The sequence below is a fragment of the Pseudodonghicola xiamenensis DSM 18339 genome, from assembly GCF_000429365.1.
GTDB lineage: Bacteria > Pseudomonadota > Alphaproteobacteria > Rhodobacterales > Rhodobacteraceae > Pseudodonghicola > Pseudodonghicola xiamenensis.
The window spans coordinates 29579-45407 of the sequence record NZ_KE386893.1; the positions used below are offsets into that span (position 1 = coordinate 29579).

The 15829-nt window shown below is 64.7% G+C and carries 17 protein-coding genes and 1 tRNA gene; 6 read left to right on the forward strand and 12 right to left on the reverse strand.

Features of this window, described 5'->3' with window-relative positions; translation table 11 throughout:
• Window positions 1-2: 2 nt before the first annotated feature.
• The 7 genes from G455_RS0122360 to G455_RS26750 are packed head-to-tail and all read right to left on the reverse strand — an operon-like array spanning window position 3 to window position 4997.
• Complete coding sequence (locus G455_RS0122360) at window positions 3-482, reverse strand: UPF0262 family protein (protein WP_028095623.1); 480 nt, start codon at window positions 480-482, stop codon at window positions 3-5.
• Between the two features lie 7 nt (window positions 483-489).
• On the reverse strand, window positions 490-1791 hold the full coding sequence (gene hisD, locus G455_RS0122365) for a histidinol dehydrogenase (RefSeq protein WP_028095624.1): 1302 nt from the start codon (window positions 1789-1791) through the stop codon (window positions 490-492).
• A gap of 48 nt (window positions 1792-1839) precedes the next feature.
• Window positions 1840-2325, reverse strand: a complete 486-nt coding sequence (locus G455_RS25300; protein WP_154664475.1) for a GNAT family N-acetyltransferase — start codon at window positions 2323-2325, stop codon at window positions 1840-1842.
• Window positions 2322-3101 carry a hypothetical protein gene (locus G455_RS0122375; protein ID WP_028095625.1) on the reverse strand — a complete coding sequence of 260 codons (780 nt, stop codon included), beginning with the start codon at window positions 3099-3101 and terminating at the stop codon, window positions 2322-2324. The genes G455_RS25300 and G455_RS0122375 overlap by 4 nt, the downstream gene beginning before the upstream one ends.
• Window positions 3091-3561, reverse strand: a complete 471-nt coding sequence (locus G455_RS0122380; protein ID WP_028095626.1) for a DUF2948 family protein — start codon at window positions 3559-3561, stop codon at window positions 3091-3093. Before G455_RS0122380 ends, G455_RS0122375 begins: the two co-directional genes overlap by 11 nt.
• The gene (gene murA / locus G455_RS0122385) at window positions 3561-4826 is read right to left on the reverse strand and encodes a UDP-N-acetylglucosamine 1-carboxyvinyltransferase (RefSeq protein WP_028095627.1); all 1266 of its coding nucleotides are present in this window, start codon (window positions 4824-4826) and stop codon (window positions 3561-3563) included. Before murA ends, G455_RS0122380 begins: the two co-directional genes overlap by 1 nt.
• 6 nt (window positions 4827-4832) lie before the next feature.
• Window positions 4833-4997, reverse strand: a complete 165-nt coding sequence (locus tag G455_RS26750; protein WP_169726944.1) for a hypothetical protein — start codon at window positions 4995-4997, stop codon at window positions 4833-4835.
• Window positions 4998-5164: 167 nt separating this feature from the next.
• Here G455_RS26750 and G455_RS0122395 point away from each other — a divergent pair.
• Window positions 5165-5239: transfer RNA gene (locus G455_RS0122395), tRNA-Thr, on the forward strand.
• Window positions 5240-5320: 81 nt separating this feature from the next.
• On the opposite strand, the gene G455_RS0122400 is transcribed toward G455_RS0122395, so the two are convergent.
• Together G455_RS0122400 and G455_RS0122405 are read right to left on the reverse strand one after the other, a co-directional pair.
• The gene (locus G455_RS0122400; protein WP_028095628.1) at window positions 5321-5749 is read right to left on the reverse strand and encodes a PACE efflux transporter; all 429 of its coding nucleotides are present in this window, start codon (window positions 5747-5749) and stop codon (window positions 5321-5323) included.
• A gap of 157 nt (window positions 5750-5906) precedes the next feature.
• The gene (locus G455_RS0122405; protein ID WP_028095629.1) at window positions 5907-7364 is read right to left on the reverse strand and encodes an amidase; all 1458 of its coding nucleotides are present in this window, start codon (window positions 7362-7364) and stop codon (window positions 5907-5909) included.
• A gap of 141 nt (window positions 7365-7505) precedes the next feature.
• Between G455_RS0122405 and G455_RS0122410 the strand changes: the two genes are divergently transcribed.
• On the forward strand, window positions 7506-8027 hold the full coding sequence (locus tag G455_RS0122410; RefSeq protein WP_028095630.1) for a thioesterase family protein: 522 nt from the start codon (window positions 7506-7508) through the stop codon (window positions 8025-8027).
• Window positions 8028-8082: 55 nt separating this feature from the next.
• Here G455_RS0122410 and G455_RS25815 read toward each other — a convergent pair whose 3' ends face one another.
• The gene (locus G455_RS25815) at window positions 8083-8973 is read right to left on the reverse strand and encodes a 2-dehydro-3-deoxygalactonokinase (RefSeq protein WP_051312699.1); all 891 of its coding nucleotides are present in this window, start codon (window positions 8971-8973) and stop codon (window positions 8083-8085) included.
• A 12-nt stretch (window positions 8974-8985) separates the two neighbouring features.
• Window positions 8986-9294, reverse strand: coding sequence for an EthD family reductase (locus tag G455_RS0122420; protein ID WP_028095631.1), 309 nt, complete (start codon window positions 9292-9294; stop codon window positions 8986-8988).
• 746 nt (window positions 9295-10040) lie between these two features.
• Between G455_RS0122420 and G455_RS0122425 the strand changes: the two genes are divergently transcribed.
• From G455_RS0122425 to G455_RS25315, 3 genes are all read left to right on the forward strand, one after another.
• Window positions 10041-10622 (forward strand): sugar transferase, encoded by a 582-nt coding sequence (locus tag G455_RS0122425; protein WP_229861782.1) that lies wholly within the window; start codon window positions 10041-10043, stop codon window positions 10620-10622.
• 41 nt (window positions 10623-10663) lie between these two features.
• Window positions 10664-11542, forward strand: coding sequence for a CpsD/CapB family tyrosine-protein kinase (locus tag G455_RS25310; protein WP_051312700.1), 879 nt, complete (start codon window positions 10664-10666; stop codon window positions 11540-11542).
• Window positions 11543-11649: 107 nt separating this feature from the next.
• The gene (locus G455_RS25315) at window positions 11650-12894 is read left to right on the forward strand and encodes a GumC family protein (protein WP_035367230.1); all 1245 of its coding nucleotides are present in this window, start codon (window positions 11650-11652) and stop codon (window positions 12892-12894) included.
• 77 nt (window positions 12895-12971) lie between these two features.
• Here G455_RS25315 and G455_RS0122440 read toward each other — a convergent pair whose 3' ends face one another.
• A complete protein-coding gene (locus G455_RS0122440) occupies window positions 12972-14339 on the reverse strand; it encodes an oligosaccharide flippase family protein (RefSeq protein WP_028095633.1) in 1368 nt (455 codons plus the stop codon).
• Window positions 14340-14611: 272 nt separating this feature from the next.
• Here G455_RS0122440 and G455_RS0122445 point away from each other — a divergent pair, with 272 nt between their 5' ends.
• Window positions 14612-15826: a glycosyltransferase gene (locus G455_RS0122445; RefSeq protein ID WP_028095634.1), complete on the forward strand. Its 1215-nt coding sequence runs from the start codon at window positions 14612-14614 to the stop codon at window positions 15824-15826.
• Window positions 15827-15829 lie beyond the last annotated feature (3 nt).

A 15829-nucleotide genomic window follows, 5' to 3' on the forward strand; every position in this document is an offset into this window, starting at 1 on the left:
GATTATCCCCCGAAGTGCAGGACGCAGATCAGGGTGAACAGGCGGCGCGCGGTATCCCCGTCGACATCGGCCTTGCCCTCCAGCCGCTCGCGCAACACGCGGCTGCCTTCGTTGTGGATGCCGCGCCGGGCCATGTCGATGGCCTCGATCTGGCTGGGCGGCATGGTCTTGACCGCATTGTAGTAGGATTCGCAGATCTGGAAGTAATCCTTCACCACCTGCCGGAACGGCCCGAGCGACAGGTGGAATTCGGCAGCCTTCTGACCCTCTTCGGTTTCGATGTCGAAGACCAGCCGCTTGTCGCGGATCGACAGCCTCACCCGATAGGGGCCTTCGGGCACGACCCGGTCGTCCCGCTTGGGCAAGGTGAAACTGTTCTGTTCCAGAAGGTCGAAGACCGCGACCTTGCGTTCCTGTTCGATTTCCGGCGTGGGCGGGGGCAATCCCGCGTCATCCAGCGCGATATCCACGATATGAGACATGGGCCGATTACCTGTTCAATTGATCCAGACGCGCGCGGACTGACAGCCCATGCGCCTCGAGGCTTTCCGATTGCGCCAGACGTTCGGCGGTGGGGCCGATCGCGTTCAGCGCTTCGGGGGTCATCTTGGACAGAGTGGTGCGTTTGAGGAAGTCCAGAACGCTCAGACCCGAGGAAAACCGTGCGGAACGTGCCGTCGGCAGCACATGGTTCGGGCCGCCGACGTAATCGCCGATCGCCTCAGGGGTGAATTGGCCCATGAAAATGGCGCCGGCATGATGGCAGAGCTCGGCCAGTGCCTCGGGCTCGGCCACGCAAAGTTCAAGGTGCTCCGGCGCGATGCGGTTCGACAGCGCCGCGGCCTCGTCCAGATCGCGTACGGTGATCACCGCGCCGAAATCGCGCCAGCTTGCCCCGGCGATCTCGCGCCGCTCCAGGGTTTCCAGCCGCTTGTCGACCGCCGCGGCGACCTTCCGGCCGAATTCCGCATCGTCGGTGATCAGCATCGCCTGGGCGCTGGCGTCATGTTCCGCCTGGCTCATCAGGTCAAGCGCGATCCAGTCCGGGTTGTTGTCCTTGTCGGCGATCACCAGGATCTCCGACGGGCCGGCGATCATGTCGATGCCCACCTTGCCGAAGACCCGCCGCTTGGCTGCGGCGACAAAGGCATTGCCGGGGCCGGTGATCTTGTCGACCGGTCGGATGGTTTCGGTGCCATAGGCCAGCGCGGCGATCGCCTGGGCGCCGCCGATGCGATAAATCTCGTCCACCCCGGCGATCTGCGCGGCCAGAAGAACCAGCGGGTTGATCACGCCATCGGGCGCCGGCACCACGATGGCCAGCCGTTCGACGCCGGCCACCTTTGCGGGGATTGCGTTCATCAGCACCGAGGAGGGATAGGACGCGAGCCCGCCCGGTACATAAAGACCGGCAGCGGAGACCGCCCCCCAGCGCCAGCCCAGCGTGGCGCCGTCCGGGTCGGTCCAAAGCTGGTTCGGCGGCATCTGCCGGACGTGATAGGCGCGGATCCGCTCTGCCGCCAGTTCCAGCGCTGCACGGTCGGCAGGGGCGACCTGGGCCACCGCGGCGGCGATTTCTTCGGCCGAGAAGGCCAGGGTTTCGGGCGCCAGCTCCAGCCGGTCGAATTTCGCTGTCAGTTCGATCACCGCCTGATCGCCCCGGGTGCGCACATCGGCGATAATGTCGGCGACGATCGCGTCTACATCGGGGCTGTCTTCGCGCTTGGCGCCCAGGAGGGCGGCGAAAGTGGTTTCGAAATCGGCTGCGGTCGTGTCAAGGAATTGGGGCATTCTGGGTCTCCGACGGATGATCCCCCATACAATCGCAGGCGCTGCTCCTCAAGGGTTGAGGCGTTTCTCAAGCGGATAGCCTAAAATCCACCGGCCGGTGCGTCCGGGGCCGGCAGTGCGCCAGCCGTGGCGCAAATAGAAATCCCGCGCCGTGGCGGTGGAGGTGAGCTTGGCCGTGGTGGCCCCGCTGGCAGCCAGTTCCGCCTCCATCGCGGCAAGCAGGGCGGCAGAGAGACCGCGACGCCGATAGGCGGGGTCGACGTAATTCAGGGTAATTGTGCCTTTGGACAGATCAAGCGCCCCGACGGCGGCGGGCGTCCCGTCAAGCTCGGCGATCCGGATGCCACCGTTGGCGATCATCTGCGCCAGGCTGTCCGGTGTCTTGTTGGCGGTCCATTCCGTCACCGCTTCGGGGGCATTGCCGTGATCGGCGCCACACAGCAGCGTGATCGAGGCGGTGAGGATCCGGGCAGCCTCTGCCGCGTCCTGGGGCAGGGCGGGGCGCACGGTAATGACCGGCTTTGCTGTATTCATCCGCCGACGATCCTGACAAAGAAGGTTCGCGCGGCGCGGTCGGTCCGGGCGCCAGGTGTGGCGGCAAGATAGTCCAGAAAGCTGGCCGTCGCGACGCAGAATTCCCGTTTTCTCCAGTTCTGCGCATCGCTGATCAGGTCGAACCACTCTGGTTTCACGCTATGCGAGGTCCGCCAGCGTTCGAAAACCTCGCGCCAGTCCTCGACCGAAGCCGCCCGCATCTTCACCGGTTTGTCGCGACCGAGCGCCAGGGTGCGCATCATCTGGGCTGCGACGTGTTCCATCTGCGGCGTCTTGGTGATCCTGGCTTCACGCGGTGTCAGCGCGGCATAGCCCTGGGCGGCCAGTTTGCCGCAGACGCGCGGTGACGATGACAGCGAGCGCAGCGCCTCCGCATAGGAGGCAAGATAGCTGCGCACCGCTTGCGGAGGAGCTGTTTCGGCGAAATGGGCGTTCCGTTTGATCATCGCGTCCGAGGCCGCAGCCGAGGCCAGCCGCAGGCCTTCGGGGGTCTGTCTTTCCCCGTTGGCGGCGGTCGCGGTCATCGCCCGCAGCAATTGCCGATAATCATCGGGGAATTCGGTTTCCACGACCGCAAAGAACTCGGCGCCCCAGCCGGCGGTGATATAGGCGTCCAGAATCTCGGTCTGTTCCGGGGGCTGTGGTTTCGGTGCCGCCTGTGCCGGCTCTGGTTCTGAAACCCCCAGCAGAAGGCCGGCCACGACAAGGGGCGCTCCGAACCGGGCAGCGAAGGCGGCGCGGTTTTCAGATGTCATGAGACGGGGTCTGTCCCGAAATCGCCTGATAGGGGCGGGTGACATCCTTCAGGGTGATGTCCAGCGCCTCGACCTGCAGCCGCAGCGCGCCATCGCCGGCCAGCGTCAGCAACAGGGAGCCGGCGCCATCCTCGCCCGGTTCGAAATCGACCGACAGCAGCGACAGCACCAGATCCTTGTCGCGGTGGTCGATGCCCTGGCTGGCAACCGCCAATACCTCGTCGATGACCAAGAGGGCCCGAACACGTTCGGCGCCGTGCCGGCCGCGGCCCTGATCTTCCCAGCGGAACCGGTTGAGCAGGAGGGCGAAACGGCGCTGACGCGACTTCCAACTCATGTCGGCGGCGGTAAAGATCGCGTCCTGGGTCAGGGCGGCGATGACCTTAAGGTCGTCGGCATCGACCGCGCCCAGGTTCAGCGGCGCCTCGCGCCCGTCTTCGAATGTTGCGTCTTCGGTCATCAGCCCCTGATCCGTTCGATTTTCGCACCCACTGCCTGCAGCTTGGTCTCCACATGCTCATAGCCGCGGTCCAGATGATAGACCCGGCTGACCACGGTTTCACCCTCGGCGGCGAGGCCGGCGAGGATCAGCGAGACCGAGGCGCGTAGATCGGTCGCCATCACCGGCGCGCCCTTGAGCTGTTCGACCCCGGTGACCCGGGCGGTGCCGCCCTGCACCTCGATCCGGGCGCCCATGCGGGTCAGTTCCGGCGCATGCATGAAGCGATTTTCGAAAATTCGCTCCTCCAGTACGCTGGTGCCCTCGGCGGTTGCCAGCAGCGCCATCATCTGTGCCTGCAGATCGGTCGGGAACCCGGGGAAGGGTTCTGTCGTCACATCGACGGCGCGGATCGGCCCGCCGGTGCGGGCAACCTTCAGGCCGGTTTCCGTCTCGGTCACGGTGACACCGGCCTGGTCCAGCTTTTCTGCAAAGCTCGCCACCAGGTCGAGCCGCCCGCCAAGACATTCGACCTCGCCGCCCGCGATGGCGGGGGCCAGCATATAGGTGCCCAGTTCGATCCGGTCGGTGACCACCGGATGGGTCGCCCCATGCAGCCGGTCGATCCCCTCGATGGTGATTTCAGAAGTCCCGTCGCCCTCGATCCGGGCGCCCATCTTGCGCAGGCAGGTGGCCAGATCGACAATCTCCGGTTCGCGCGCGGCGTTCTTCAGCACCGTGGTACCCTTAGCCAGCGTCGCCGCCATCATCACGTTCTCGGTGGCGCCGACCGAGGCGAAGGAGAATTCCACCACCGCGCCCTTCAGTCCGCGCGGCGCCTTGGCATGCAGATAGCCGTCGCGCAGCTCGATCTCGGCCCCCAGCGCTTCGAGCCCGTGGATATGCAGATCCATCGGCCGCGCGCCGATGGCGCAGCCGCCGGGCAGCGAGACGACGGCATGGCCCAGCCGCGCCAGCATCGGCCCCAGCACCAGGTTCGAGGCCCGCATCTTGCGCACGATGTCATAGTCGGCGACGTGGTTGTTCAGATCATGGCTCGACATCGCCAGAACCTGACCGCCCTGCAGGCTGGTGACCTCGGCCCCCAGCGATTGCAGCAGCGCGGTCATGGTGCGGATGTCTGACAGGCGCGGCGCATTGGTCAGCGTCAGCGGCTCTTCGCTCAGAAGCGTCGCCGGCATCAGGGTGAGACAGGCATTCTTGGCGCCTGCGATCGGAATCCGGCCGCTGAGCGGCCCGTTACCGGTGACCAAAATCGAATCCATCTGCGTCTACCCTTCGCGCTCGCCTGTATCCCTGGCCTCATCCCCAGTCGCTGCCCGCGCGCGGGCCTGTGCCTTGCGCTTAGCCATATTGGCCTTGAGCGCCGCCTTCAGCCGATCCTCACGATCCGCCGCCGGCTTGTTTTTCTCGGTGTTCTTCGTTCTGGGTGCCATGTTCGCTCTCTACCGCAGTCGCGGGCATCGGTCCAGATTGCGCCGCGCGAGGCGCGCGATAGACGGCCGGCAAGCGAGCCGGAAGGGTGGTTCGCAAAAAAGCCGGAAAAAAAATTTAAGAACCGCTTGCACCCCCTGCGATTTGCGTCTAATCAGCCGCCCACGGCGCTGCTGTAGCTCAGTGGTAGAGCACTCCCTTGGTAAGGGAGAGGTCGACAGTTCAATCCTGTCCAGCAGCACCATTTTCATTGGATTACAAAGACTTACGGTTCAGTACCAGGGCGCCGTCACAGGTGTTTTCGCCCTGCTGGGCGCCTGCCGGATCAGTCCGGTGCCGTCAGCGCGGGAATGGGGTAAATCGTATCATAGGCCCAGTTGAAGGCGATGGCATAGACCACGTAGAAGCCAGACAGCGCGACGTCCATGATCAGTGCCTGCAACAGAGGCGCCCCGAGATACCAAGCGATGAACGGAACCAGCAGGCAAAGCAGCCCGATCTCGAAAAGCAGGGCGTGGCCGATTCTTACGGGCAGCGTCTTGCGGGTGTGGCCAATGACCCGCAGCATGCCGTGATCGAACCCGAGGTTGAAAATATAGTTCCAGATCATGGCGATGGTCGCGCTGATCACGGTGATGACGCCGAAATGGCCAATCTCGACGCCGAAAATCAGCCCGCCCAGTGGCGTGACGATGATCAGGGCGATCAGTTCGAACAGGATGGCGTGGCGGATACGGTCTCGGGTGGTTCTCATGGCCCATTTGCTCCTGGCGGCAGCGGAATGTCCGGGATGGGCGAGAAGGTCCGAGGGCGCAAGCCCCCCGTGGCGACAGGTGCGACGACTGCGATTTTCCGCCGGTCGGTGGATGCGCGCGCCCCGGGATGGGGCACGCGGGGGAAGACGTGGGGGATCAGGCCAGCCGCGGGCCGGCTTCGATCAGGCTGAGCTGCTTTTCCGCCCAGGGAGCTGCACGTTCGATCTGGGCGGCCACCGACATCAGTTTTTCATCAAGCCCGTAGGCCATCGCCAGATGCACGCCGACCGGCAGGCCATCGGCGCTCCAGTGCAGCGGCAGGGTGACTGCCGGCTGACCCGAGGCATTGAAGATCGCGGTAAAGGGCGAATAGTCGAAGACCGATCCCGGCCCGTTACGATAGGCGACGAAATCCTCGAAATCCGGCTTGTACTTGCCGACCGGTGCCGGTGGTGTCGCCAGGGTCGAGGTCAAAAGGACGTCGCAATCAAGGAAGACATGCGCCATGCGGCGGCCAAAGGCGTGCACCTCTTCCACCGCATCGAGATAATCCGCCCCGTCGAGCTTTTGCGAATAGGCGATGGCGGCGCGGGTGACGCCTTCGACCATCGCGGGATCGAGCGGCGCGCCCTTCAACTTGTTGCGCACGCTCAGCGCGGTGCCGCAGGCCACCACCGTGGTCCAGGCCATCATCATCGCCTCGACATCGAGATCGGCGGCGGGACGGAATTCCTCGACGTCATGGCCCAGATCGGCCATCAGCTTGGCGGTCTTCTCGACAGCGGCGACGCATTCGGGATCAATCGGCACGCCGCTGAGCGTGGTGGTCGAGAAGCGCACCTTCAGCTTGCCGGGGTCGCGGTTCATCGCCTCCATAAAACCGATCTCCAGCGGTGGGGCGACATAGGGCGCGCCCAGATCGGGGCCGGAACAGGCATCGAGCATCTTGGCGGTGTCGCGCAGCGACCGGGTCAGGAAACCGTCGATCGCCATGCCGGCCCAGCCTTCGCCTGACATCGGGCCATCGGGCAGCCGCGCGCGGGTCGGCTTGAAGCCCACCAGCCCGCAGGACGATGCCGGAATGCGGACCGAACCGCCGCCGTCCGATCCATGCGCCATCGGAACGATGCCGGCGGCCACCGCCGCGCCCGACCCGCCCGAGGACCCGCCCGAAGTGTGGCCGGTGTTCCAGGGGTTCCGTGTCGGGCCGCCATAGGCCTGCGCTTCGGTCACCGGCCCCACCCCAAGTTCGGGCGAGGTGCCGCGGCCATAGGTGACGACGCCGGTGGCCTGCATGCGCAGGAAAATCTCGGAATCATAGCTCCATTTGCTGCCGGCAAAGAGCTTCGACCCATTGTCGGTCGGATAGGCCTTGGCCTCCGCCCCCAGATCCTTCAGCAGGAAGGGCACGCCGGCGAAGGGGCCGTCGGGCAGGCCGTTGCGGATCGCCTGGCGCGCCACGTCTTCCTGGATGTTGACCACCGCGTTGATTGCCGGATTGCGCGCCTCGGTCAGTTCCAGCGCGATATCCAGCAACTCGTTGGGCGTGGCCTCCTTCTTGGCGACCAGCTCGGCTAGTCCGGTGGCGTCCTGCTTGAGATAGGTGCTTTTCATCTCGCGGTTCTCCCTGCGCGTGTCTTGAAATTCGGCGGCATCCTCAGCCTGCTGCCCGGAAAAGGCAACCTTCGGGGCTTGGCCTTGACGTGGCCGTGGGGCAGAGTGCGGCGGTTCTGTGCAACAGGGAGTGACACGGCAATGACGCAAGACCCGCAGGATGGGCATGACGGCCCTTATACCGCGCCGGTGGTGGTGCCGGGGCTGACAGTTCTGCCTGAGTGGATCGACCACAATGGCCATATGAATGTGGGCTTTTACGGCATTGCCTTCGATCAGGCGGCGGACGTCTTGTTCGTCGACCATCTCGGCATCGGCGGCGCCTATGTCGAAACCCGGAAGCAAGGCTCCTTCGTGCTGCAGGAGCAGACATTGTTTCTGAACGAGCTGCGCGAGGGGGAGGGCTTTTCAGTCCGCTTCAGGCTGCTCGATCACGATAGCAAGCGAATGCATGTCCTGGCCGAAATGGTGCGCGATGCCGATGGTGTGGTCTGTGCCACGCAAGAGGTGGTGTCGATGAATGTCGATCACGGCACCCGGCGGGCGGCCCCCTATCCGGACTGGGTGGTCGCGCGGTTGGCGCGGATGAAGGCGGATCACGCCGGGCTCGATGCTTCACCGCATCAGGGGGCGCCGATCGGGCTGCGCCGGCCGGCTGCCTAGACGGTGCCGGTCCCCGGCGGTGCGGAGGCTGTCGGGGGCCTTCCTCGGGCGCTCGTTATTGTGCGGGGCGGCTGGTCGTTTCGTCGTCTTGGGCGGCTGCGGTTTGCCGGCGGCGGTGGGCGATCAGCCCGGTCAATGCCAGCCGTACGGGATCGGCGCGCAGGCAGGGCACGCCCTGACGCTCCAGCGCGGTGACATAGGGGCGCGCGTCAGTGGTCTCGCCCAGAACGGCAATCTGCTGACCCAGCCAATAGGGGCGGGTGGCGGCCAGTTCCGCGCCGGTCAGCAGTCCGCTCAGACGCGGCGCCATCGCCTCGGGCGCCACTTGTCCCAATTGCCCGGCGGCTTGGAGCGCGGCCAGGCCCGAGGCCAGCCGTTCGGGGCGCGACAACGTGCTGTCGAGCGCTTCGTTGAAGGCGCTCTCATCCCAGTCGATGGGGCCGCCCGCCAAGCCGGCCTGCGTCAGTGCCCCGGCAAGGGCGGCGCTCAAGGCGCTTTGAAAGCTCACCACCTCGTCGGCGCTGACCTGGACCCAATGGGTCACCGGCCCGGTCATCACGATCACCCCGTCCCAGCGGGGATTGAGCGCGAAGAACCCCGTCAATCGCGCCACGCCGCCCAGCAGCAGCCCGGTCGAGGGGCTGGTCTGCGCGAGCGGCGGCAGGGCGCTGGCGGTCAGGCCGGGCAGAGGCTGCGGCACAAGCTCGGCCGGTTTTCCCGGCACCGGAACCGGCCGCAGCGCCAACCCGTCGATCAGGATCGGCAAATCGACCGGGGCGGAGAGCGCGGTGCGCATCGCGGCCACAAGCGGCGCAGCATCCGATGGCGATGGTGCCGCCACCGGGGCATCAATCCTGGTCTGCGTCAGCACATCGGTTCCGCGCAGCAGCCAGCCCTCGGCCCGTCCGGGTTGCGTGTCGATGGCGATCCAGTCTGTTTGCTTCATGTCCCGTGGTCCTCAGGCGATGACTTCGCCGATCAGAATCTGTGGCTGAACATCGGTGAAATTCGCCACATCCTCATTGACCGGTCCAGACAGGCGCAGCGCTGCTGTCATCGCGTTCCGGTCGGCAAAGACGATGGTTGCCACTGCATGATAGGGCGGAGGCACATCTGGGCCGCCGGCGATGCCCTTGGTGACCAGCACCCGGTCGATATGCGCACCCATGTGGCTGTCGACCAGTGGCAGATGGGTGCCAAGGTAATAATCATGGTCGAACCGCGTTCCGCGGCTGGCCGGATAGATGATCTGAAGCGATACCGCCATGGCTGTCTCCTTCCCCCCTTGGGTGTATTCCTCGGGTTTGGCCCGGGCGGCGTGACCGTGTCAACGCGGTCAGGGCCGCGCGGCGCCTGTCGGGATGGCGGGACTGTAACCATTGCCTGACGGTTGCCATAGGTCATCTGGCTTGAATGTGGCAGAAATCGGGCGACCGCAAGCGAGCCTGGTTAACCTGATTCTGCGCGACAATAGTTTCCATAATGGATACAATGTAAGTGTTTATTTTATACTGTATGGTTATTCAGGCTGTAATGGTCAGGTTTCCCCCGGGAAAGTGGTGTGAAACAGATTGTTTCCTTAGATTTCGTTAAAAATCTTCACGTTAGTGGTAAAAGCAAAAATGGCGAAAACAGGGCGTAATCGCGTCGCGATTTTGCTCTGGGCGGATCGGGTAATCGGTGGGGGCCGACCGATCCGTTGAATTGCGTCTGACGTCCGGTCGAGCTGCATAGGGCCGGGCATCTGTAAAAGTTTGGTTTGGACAAGTGCCGCGATTTTTCGCGGCAAGGGCAGGTTTTGCCCAGCTCAGGAGAGCGATCATGACTCATGTCGTTTACAGCCACTCTTATGGCGTGGCATTCAACCGGCCCCCTGAAACGACCGCAAGGACGGTCAGAATTCTGCTTCCGGCCCCGGCGAACACCAATGCCCCGGCGCCAATAGTGCGGGGCTTGCCCGGCAAGACCGGCAGGCGGTTCCTGCGGAACCTTTATGCCCGTGGTGATAAAAGGATGCTGGATCTGGCTTTGATCCTGCTGTCTTTGCCGATCACGTTGCCGATCATCCTGCTTTGTGCAGTGGCGCTGGCGGTCGAGGGCGGGCAACCGTTCTATTGGCAGGCCCGCCTGGGGCAAGGGGGGCGCCTCTTCTACATGGTCAAGTTGCGGACCATGGTGCGCAACGCCGATCAGCTTCTGGCCGGTCATCTGGCCCGCGATCCGGCGATGCGTGCGGAATGGAACGCCAATCAGAAGCTGCGCAATGACCCGCGGATCACCAGGGTAGGCCAATTCCTGCGCGCCACTTCGCTCGACGAGCTGCCGCAGCTTTGGAACGTGGTGAAAGGGGAAATGAGCCTGGTGGGGCCGCGGCCGATGATGCCCGAGCAATTGCCGCTTTATGGCGATGCCTCGTCTTATCGGGCGGTCAAGCCGGGGATCACCGGTCTGTGGCAGGTCTCGACCCGGAACGACAAGGCGTTCAGCTATCGCGCCGAGGTCGATGATGCCTATTATCGTAGCCTGTCGCTGGGCCGCGATCTGATGTTGATGCTCCGCACGGTGGGCGTGATGGCACGCCGCACCGGCGTGTGAGCTTGGCCATTTCCACAAATCTTCGATTTGGAGGACAGGATATGAAAGATTATCTTGAGGGTGATATGGCGGCGATCGACGGTGATTTTCTCGCCGCCCACTCTTGGAACGAAGCAGGGCCGATGGACCGGAAGGAACGCAAGATTTTCCGCCGCAAGGCTGCCAGGCGGGCCGAGGAGGCGAGCTTGCTGACCGAACCCAAGTCATACGGTTTGCCGGCAATGCTGCCCGACGCCTGGGAGCGGCTGCCGCGGGTCAAGCCGGGCGCTGCCGCGGTGGGCGTGCGGCCGTCGCCCCTGGTCAACCTGTTTCGTGGCAGCGGGACGTCGCGGTCGTTCGATCTGCTGCGGACCCGGCTGATGGCAACTTTGCGCAGCCAGGGCTGGCGCCGCGTCGCCATTGCCGCGCCGACTTCGGGCTGCGGGGCGACATTCACCGCGGTCAATCTGGCGCAGAGCCTGGCGCGCGTTCCGGGGACGCGGACCGTGCTGATGGATATGAACCGTCGTGCACCCGGCATCGCCTCGGCGCTGGATATTCACGGGCAGGGGCATATGGACGCGTTTCTGGCCGGCACCTGTTCGCCGATGGATCATCTGGTGCGCTGCGGCGAAGGGCTTGCCTTGGGGCTGGCGGATACCGTCGACGCCAACGCCGCCGAAACCTTCCACGATCCGCTGGCGATCCGCGCACTTGACGAAATGATGCTGACCTTCGATCCGGATGTGGTGCTTTACGATCTGCCGGCGGTGCTGGAACATGACGATGTTGCGGCCTTCCTGCCGCAGGTTGACGGGGTGTTGCTGGTTGCCGATGGCACCGTGACAACTGCGGCACAGGTTCGCGCCTGCGAGGAAATCCTGGGGGAACAGGCCGAGCTTTTGGGCGTAATCCTGAACCGGACCCGTTCGTCGGACTGAGCACAGAAACGCCTTAGTTTCGCCTGCATGCTATGGTGGGGTCCGTTAAACGGGCCCGGGATGTGGGCGACGGGTGTGATCCGTGAAAAAGCTGAGGTGATTGGGGTATGGGGCCGGTTCTTTCGTTCAGAGACTTTGTCGAGATGTTGCGCCGGCGCGCCTGGTTGATCCTGCTGGTGATCGCGGCGGGCTGCGTATTGTCGGTGCTCGCCGCGAAGGATGCGACGCACAAGTATCGCTCTATCGAAGTGATCCAGGTCACCCAGCCGCAGATCGAAGGGGAAACCTCGCGTGACAGCGGCAACAGCGAAGATACCATTTCGCGGCGGTTGCAACTGATCGAACAACGGGTGATGGCACGCGACAGTGTCCTTGCGATCATCGACAAATACGGGCTTTACGCGCATCAGCCGAAACTGACCGAGAACGAAAAGGTTGCACTGCTGCGGTCGTCCGTGCGGATCGATGGGTTGCAGAACAACGGGTCCTCGGATGGTTGGGTGTCGGTTCTGACCGTCACCGCCGAGATGCCGACGCCGCAGCAGGCGCAGGAGATCGCGCATGAATTCGCCAGCCGCACCATTGAGCTGAACAACCGAAGCAGGCTGGACAAGGCGCGGGAGACGCTGGCCTTCTTTACCGCCCGGGAAGAAACGCTGCGTGACCATATCTCGCGGCTCGAAGACGAACTGGCCAGCTATCGCCAGGTCAACGAAGTGGCGCTGCCCGGCACTCTGGAAATCCGCCGCAGCGAGATCACATCAATCAATGATGAACTTCTGGGGATCGCACGTCAGCGGATCCAGATCGAACGGGCTGCCGATCTGTCGCGGCAGAACGATCTGCCGGCGACGGCGGCACGGAAGCAGACGGATTTCAACGATCAACTCACCACGCTTGAGGCCCAGGCCAAGCTGCTGCGCGACCGCAAGGCCGAGCTTGAGGCCTCGTTGCAATCCTCGCCCGAAGTTGAGCGCCGTGTCGGCGCCTATGAGCATGAGCTCGAACAGATCAGGGTGCAGCTTCAGGAGGCCTCGGCCCGGCGGACCGATGCCGAGGTGGCCTATCGGCTGGAAACCCAGGCCCAGAGCGAACGGCTGACGGTGATCGAACCGGCCAACTTGCCGGATTACCCGTTCACCCGCAGCCGCAAGAAACTGGCGCTGATGGGGGCAGCGGTCAGCGTCATGATGGCGCTGGGGCTGGCTTTCGTTCTGGAATTGCTGAACCCGGTGATGCGCACCGCCGCGCATATGGAACGCGATCTGGGTATTCGCCCTGTGGTGTCGGTTCCCTACCTTGATACCCGGTCACGCCGCAGCCGCCGGCGCCGCACCGACAAGACGGCCTGAGAAGCCCGACACCGACATGGGGCGCGTCAGCGAACTCCTCGCGCCTGGGCGGGGTGCGCGCCCCTAGGCTATGCTCCTCAGAAGGCCGAGGCGCCGGGCAGGTCGGCCAGTAGCGGCCAGTGCAGCCAGAGTGCGAAGGCGCAGCCCAACCCGCCCAGAACGAAGAACCCCAGATCGGTCAGCGGATCCCAGACCCGGTGCCGGCGGGCCAGCCAGACCAGCACCGGATAGGCGACGAACTGCGCCACCGCGATGGCGACGATGGCGCCGAACAGGTGAAACCAGATCGCGCCGGCCAGGATCAAACTGACCTGGGCCACCGCCCGCACCGCCGAATAGAGAAAGAAACTTCGGCTGTCGCCCGCGGCCAGCGCCGCCTGATCGTAGGTCATCCCCAGGGCAGAAGGCACCAGCGCGCAGGACATCAGCGCAACTACCGCACCGGCGGGCAGATAACGGGGGTCATACATGATCTCCACCAGTGCTGGCCCCAGCAGCGACATCAGCAGCGAGGCACCGACCATCCCGCTGACCAGGCCGATCCGCAACAGCCGCTGCTTGCGGAAATTCGCCTCGCCTTCATGGGCGGGGCGGTCGCGGAAGATCGGGATCAGCAGCCGGTTGGTCACCGCATGGCCCATCATGGTCGGAAAGCTCGCCAGAAAATAGCCGATGTTGTAAAGCCCCAGCATTTCCATCGACAAGAATCGGCCCAACACCAGCCGATCGCCCTGGCTGGTCAGGAAGAACAGCGCGGTCGACAGAAAAATCCAGCGCCCGAAGCGCATGATCTCGCGCGCGATTTCGGGATCCCAGCGGAAATGGTTGCGGGGTCCGGGCAGGAAGTAATGGGTCAGCACCACCCGCGCCAGCGCCTGCAGCGGCCCTCCCAGCACCAGCGCCGAGACCGATCGCGTCGCCAGCGCCAGCGCCACCATGGCGGCGATGCCGATGGCCTGGGCGATCAGTTCCAGCACGGTCAGCCGGCCCAGCAGCAGGTGGCGGTGGGCGGTTTCGATCTTCATCGGCGCGAAGCCGGTGATCGCTGCGCCTATGCCGGCGATGGGGATGTAATAGGCCAGTGCCGGTTCGCCATAGAACTGCGCCACCGGCAGGGCCAGAACGCAGGCACCGCCCCAAAGGCCGAAGCCGCGGATCAATTGCAGCGTCCAGGCTGTATCGAGGAACGCGGGATCGTCACCACGCTTGTTCTGTGCGATCGCCGGGCCGATACCGATGTCAGAGAACAGCGACAGGCCGATCGTCACCACCGAGACCAGTGCCATCAGCCCAAAGGCCTCGGGGTAGAGGATGCGGGTCAGCACCAGGTTGGACATCAGCCGAAGCGCCTGCGCGCCGCCGAAGCTGAGGATCAGCCACGAGGCACTGCGCAGGGCGCGGGCCATCAGGCCGTCGCCGGAAAATGCGGAGAGGACTCTGGTCACGTCTGCAGCTTTGCCTCCGGTTCGATGGGGATCCGGCTGGATCGCTGGGCAGGCTAGGGGGCGGGGTGATGCGGGTCAATCACAGAGCGGCGGAGCCGGGACACAACGGAGGGTTCAGGGCATGGGTGTCGGAAAATATTAGTCTGATCAGATCATTCTGCCCTGCTGGGAAACAATTCCCGGCCCGTTACCCCGGATCGTGACCGCCGGCTTTTCCCGCGCTGGCCAAGCCGCTAGGCTCGTTCCGTCACTGCCCGCAGGAGAGCCGTTTCGTGAAGATTGCCTATGTGTTGAATACCTATCCGATGCCGTCGCATTCTTTTATCCGGCGCGAACTCAGGGCGCTGGAACGGGCCGGCGTGTCGGTCCTGCGGCTGGCGATGCGGCGCAGTCCCAGCCCGTTGGTCGATCCGCAGGACCGCGAGGAGGCTGCCGCGACCGATTATGTGCTGGACCGGGGCGCCGGGCGGTTGCTGATCGGGCTGGCGATGCTGGCGCTGCGCCGGCCCGGCGCGGTGGGGCGGGCGTTTCGTCTGTCAATGAAAGCCGGGCGCGCTGCGCCGTCGGGGCGGTTGCGTCACCTGATCTATCTGGCCGAGGCGGCCGAGGTTGCGCGTCGCTGCGCCGCCGAGGGGGTGGATCATATCCACGCCCATTTCGGCACCAATTCCACCACCGTGGCGATGCTGGTGCAGGCGCTGGGTGGTCCGGGCTATAGTTTCACCGTGCATGGGCCGGAAGAGTTCGATGCCCCTGCGGCGCTCTCCCTTGGGGACAAGCTCGACCGTTCTGCCTTTGCGGTGGGGATCAGCCAGTTCGGGCGCAGCCAGCTTTTCCGCTGGGCGGATTTCGACACCTGGCGCCGGATTTGCGTGGTTCATTGCGGGATCGAACCGGGGGCCTTTGCCCGACCGCAACCGCTTGCGCCGGGGCCGCGGCGGCTGGTGTCGATCGGTCGGTTCGCTGAACAGAAGGGCCAGATGCTGCTGGTTCGGGCAATGGCGCGGCTGCATCCGCGATACCCCGATCTGCATCTGGTCCTGGTCGGCGATGGCGAGATGCGGCCCGCGCTCGAGGCCGCGATCTCAGCACATGGACTGGAAAAGGCGATTACCCTGACGGGCTGGCTGGACGAGGCCGGGGTACGCGATCAACTGGCGGCGGCCCATGCGATGGTCCTGCCCAGTTTCGCCGAAGGCCTACCGATGGTGATCATGGAAGCAATGGCGGCGGCCCGTCCAGTGATTGCCACCTATATCGCGGGCATCCCCGAGCTGGTCCGCCCGGGAGAGACCGGTTGGCTGGTGCCCGCCGGTGATGTGCAGGCGCTGGCTGATGCGGTGGCCGAACTTCTGGAGACGCCGCAAGACCGGCTCGAGACGATGGGGCAGGCCGGTCGGCAGCGGGTGCTGGCACGCCATGATGTCGATGTCGGGGCCGCGCGGCTGATTGCGCAATTCGCCGATGCGGTGGTCGCGGAGGGCTGAGGC